Annotated in this window: 4 protein-coding genes and 2 pseudogenes; 1 reads left to right on the plus strand and 5 read right to left on the minus strand. The window is 68.0% G+C overall.

Annotation, left to right across the window (positions count from 1 at the left end):
* Window positions 1-132: 132 nt before the first annotated feature.
* The 4 genes and pseudogenes from QOC69_RS30885 to QOC69_RS30900 form a co-directional block, all read right to left on the minus strand.
* Window positions 133-453 (minus strand): hypothetical protein, encoded by a 321-nt coding sequence (locus tag QOC69_RS30885; RefSeq protein ID WP_526446317.1) that lies wholly within the window; start codon window positions 451-453, stop codon window positions 133-135.
* A pseudogene (locus tag QOC69_RS30890) lies at window positions 450-1,076 on the minus strand (DJ-1/PfpI family protein). The gene QOC69_RS30885 and the pseudogene QOC69_RS30890 overlap by 4 nt, the downstream one beginning before the upstream one ends.
* Before the next feature lie 93 nt (window positions 1,077-1,169).
* On the minus strand, window positions 1,170-1,817 hold the full coding sequence (locus QOC69_RS30895; RefSeq protein ID WP_526446318.1) for a TetR/AcrR family transcriptional regulator: 648 nt from the start codon (window positions 1,815-1,817) through the stop codon (window positions 1,170-1,172).
* The gene (locus QOC69_RS30900) at window positions 1,814-2,635 is read right to left on the minus strand and encodes an SDR family NAD(P)-dependent oxidoreductase (protein WP_526446319.1); all 822 of its coding nucleotides are present in this window, start codon (window positions 2,633-2,635) and stop codon (window positions 1,814-1,816) included. Before QOC69_RS30900 ends, QOC69_RS30895 begins: the two co-directional genes overlap by 4 nt.
* A 125-nt stretch (window positions 2,636-2,760) precedes the next feature.
* Here QOC69_RS30900 and QOC69_RS30905 point away from each other — a divergent pair, with 125 nt between their 5' ends.
* Complete coding sequence (locus tag QOC69_RS30905) at window positions 2,761-3,732, plus strand: GlxA family transcriptional regulator (RefSeq protein ID WP_526446320.1); 972 nt, start codon at window positions 2,761-2,763, stop codon at window positions 3,730-3,732.
* Between the two features lie 3 nt (window positions 3,733-3,735).
* Here the strand turns inward: QOC69_RS30905 and QOC69_RS30910 are convergent.
* Window positions 3,736-4,020: pseudogene (locus QOC69_RS30910) on the minus strand (class I SAM-dependent methyltransferase); the annotation flags it as partial.

Below are 4,020 nucleotides of genomic sequence, written 5' to 3' on the forward strand. Positions count from 1 at the left end.
CGTTGCGCTGCACGGCAAGCCGACCTCGACGCAAGCCCAGCAGGACTGGGCGATCGGCGCGATCCGCAAGCCGGTGCCCGACGCCGAGCGCTTCGATCGGGTGTGGGAGCGCGTGCGGGCCCATGACAGCGCCTACGAGATGCGGCCGTGACGCCGCACACCGCTGACCGCGGAGCGTGGTAACCGCCCCGCGCGGGAGTGTCCGGCCAGCCGGTCACCGTCGACCACGACGTCGAAGGCGAGGTTCAGCCGCATCGGCTTGGTCACCGACTGTTGCCACGTAACCCGTTCGGCGCCAGCGTCATTGACGACGGCGACATCACGCAGCGGCACGGTCTCGCTCTTGCCCGTCGCGCTGCCCACGATGCCGCCGTCGTCGGTGAAGCTGTTGGCGACGGCCAGCGATCCGACCGGGGTCTTGATGGTCACGTCCCAATCACCGATGATGTTCATGCCCACACCGTTCCTCGTCGCTCGTATTCGAATAGTTGCTCGACTTCGATCGCGACCCTCGGGCCGTAGCTGCGCTCAAGCAGATGCAGCGCCAGGTCGAGACCCGACGTCACGCCGCCAGCCGTGACGAGATCGCCGTCGTCGACGACCCTGACGTGCACGGTGTTCACCCCGGTCGCCTCCAGCACGTCCATGCCGAGAAGTTGCGTGGCGGCGTTGCGCCCGTCGATCAGGCCCGCCATGGCCAGCGCGAGCGAGCCGCCGCACACGGTCGCCACCGTGATCTCGGGGTTGGCGAACGCCTTTCGCATCAACTCGACGGCCCGGGTCTCGCCGAACCGGGCCAGCAGGACGGGGATGGTGTCGACCTCGTCGGGGTCACCGTCGACGGGACCGCTGGCCCCGGGAACGATGACTTAGCCCGGCTTGCTCGGGTCGAGTTCAGCGGTGGCGTTCAGGACCAGACCGCGGGTCCCGCTGACCACCGCGCGCGCTCCCTCGGCGGACACGAGTTCCACGATCAACTCACCGGCCACGGCGTCGCTACCGGCGGCGAGGACTTCGAACGGCGCGATGACGTCGAGCGGGTCGAACCCGTCGAACAACAGGAGCTGTGCATGCATGCCGGTATCGTGGCCGCTGGACGCCCTGTCCGACCAGTGGCCAGAACGCCATGCTGCGCCGAGATATTGCCAACGCCTGCTACCGTTCCGATGTCACCGGCTCGCGAAGTTGTCGAGCGCGTCGAGTGCCTCGGGCGGGTAGACGATCGCGCGATCGAGGGCGGCTGCGGCCCGCAGCGTCGCGATGAGCGCGGCCGCGGCCAGTTCCACCACAGTCTCGGCATCGATGTCGCGGTGCGTGTTCCGGTCGATCATCATTTCGTCGAGATAGCCGACCCAGCCACGCATGGCGGTTCGCAGCGCTGCCGGAATGGGTTCAACCATGCCCAGCGCCAACAGGATCCGCTGAGCACCCAGCCACCGCAGCCGGTCGATCGCGGCCTGGTGCTCGGCATCGGCACCGAGAGCGCCACGCAGCAGGGCGACGAAACTCTCGGGGTACTGGTCGATGTAGGCGATGTGCCTGCGCAATGCGAAGCGCAGCCGATCGGCGAGCGAGGCGTCCCGAGGAGGTGGAGTCTCGTGGACCGCAGCGATCTCGACGGCTATCTGGTTCATCACCGCGAGGTACAGGCCGCGCTTGTTGTCGAAGTGATGCGCGATCAATCCGTAGGCCACGCCTGCGTTCTTCGCGATCTCCGTTGTGGTGACCTGGTCGTAGGGCCGGGTGGCGAACAAGGCGCGGGCGGCGTCGATGATCAGCTGGCGGCGGTCGGCGATCGCTGTGCGGGCCCGGGTCATTGCAGTTCCAGCGCCGCGCGGGTGTCGACTCTTCGGCCGCCGACGGCCGCGACCAGGCGGCCGAACGCGGGAAGCTCCAAGGGAATCAGCGAGTAGGCCGGGTAGACGACGCGGGTCGCGCCACGCTGCAACGCGCGAACGACCACGGCCGCTGTCGATTTCGGTGACACCGGTGGCAGCGTCTTCGGAGGCGACGATTTCCAGGCAAGTTCGTCGATGTCGCGCAACGCCGTATCGGTGGATCCGGGAATCACCTCCATCACCCGGATCGGCGTCTCGGCCAGCTCCAGCCGCAGTGACCGGGTGGCTTGGGCCAGTGCGGCTTTCGATGCCGCGTAATAGCCCAGCAGCGGTAGTGGCACTGCCTGAATGGTGGAGGTCACGTTCACGATGGTTCCTGCGCCTGCGGCATAAGTCGCCACTAGGGTCGCGGTGAGCGCCAGTGGTGACCACACGTTGACCTCGAACAGCGCGCGAACCGGGAGCGAATCGGCGAGCCGCGATTGCGGCCCGGTCACGCTGCCGCCGGCGTTGTTGATCACGACGTCGACCACGCCGCCCAGTGCACCCAGCGCGTAGCGGCCCAACGACTCGGCCGTGCCTGGCTCCGACAGATCGACACTGACCACGGTCGGCCGCTGGTGTCCGCCTGCCGTGATTTCGTCGGCAACCTCGTCGAGGGCGTCCTGCCGACGCGCCGCCAGCACCAGAATCGCGCCCTCGTCGGCCAGCCCCACCGCCAGCGCGCGACCGATGCCGCTCGAGGCGCCGGTCAACACCACTCGCTTGCCCCGCAGGTCCATCCGTCGTTTCCGCATGCCATCACCCCGGATCGGTCGTGGGGAAACCCTTGCATACTGACTGATAATCAGTCAATCCTGTGTGAATGGCCAGATTTGAGTCGTCCGCCGAGATATTGCCACCGGCTGGTACCGTCCCCGGCATGCACACCGTTGTCATCGTCGCGTTGCCCGACACGATCGCATTCGACCTCTCCACTGCCGTCGAGGTGTTCGGCCGGGTCCGGCTGGCAGACGATCGCCCCGGCTACCGCGTGCAGGTGTGCGGGACCGAGCCCCTCGTCACCGCCGGTCCGTTTCGCATCGCCACCGACCAGGGCATCGAGGCGCTCGCCGGAGCGGACACCGTCGTCATTCCCGGGCGCAACCAACCCGCCGCCGAAACACCCGAGCTGCTGGAGGCGTTGCGGCGGGCGTTCGACGCGGGCACCCGGATCGCCTCGATCTGCTCGGGCGCATTCACCTTGGCTGCCGCAGGCCTTCTCGACGGAAGGCGAGCGACGACGCACTGGCTGGCCACCGACCAGTTCCGCGCCATGTTTCCCGCGGTGCACCTCGACCCCGACGTGCTCTACGTCGACGAGGGCCAGATCCTGACCTCTGCCGGCGCCTCCGCAGGCCTCGATCTGTGCCTGCACATGGTCCAGCGCGATCACGGTGCCGCGGTCGCCGCCGACGCCGCCAGGGTCGCGGTGGCGCCATTGCACCGCAGCGGTGGCCAGGCGCAGTTCATCCTGCGAAATCGACGCGGCCGCAAGGCCCCCGAGAAAGCATTGGCCGAACGCACGGAGCTGGATCACGTGCTGGCCTGGATCGAGCGCGAGGCACACCGCGAGCTGGTGCTCGGCGACATCGCCGCACGCGCCGCGGTCAGCGTCCGCACGCTCAACCGCCGGTTCCAGGCCGAGACCGGACAGACCCCGATGCAGTGGTTGACCGGTGTCCGGGTGCGCCATGCGCAGCAGTTGTTGGAGACCACCTCACACGGTGTGGAGCGGATCGGACGCGAGGTCGGGTTCGCGTCGCCGGCCAACTTCCGCGAGCAGTTCCGTCGCCTCGTCGGCGTCTCACCGCAGAACTACCGCAACACCTTCCGCGACCGCATCGCGAGCTGACGGTCAGTGCTGGACGCGTTGCTTCTTCTCGATGACCACCAACGCCAGCGGTATCCGAACCCGTACCGGTGCGGCGGCGAACCGCGCCGCAACCCCCGACTCGAGTTCGTCGAGGAACCGGCCGCGATGACCGTCGTCGCGATCGTGCAGTGCCTCGGTCAGAGCGGGGAACGTGGACACGCGCAGGAACGCCGCCCACTGTGCGCCGAGAGTCGCGGCGTCCTTGTCGATCTGGTATTGCGTCCAGAATCGGTCCTCGGCATCGAACACCTCGAGGTGTTCGATCGA

This window comes from Mycobacterium sp., assembly GCF_032162105.1.
Taxonomy (GTDB): Bacteria; Actinomycetota; Actinomycetes; order Mycobacteriales; family Mycobacteriaceae; genus Mycobacterium.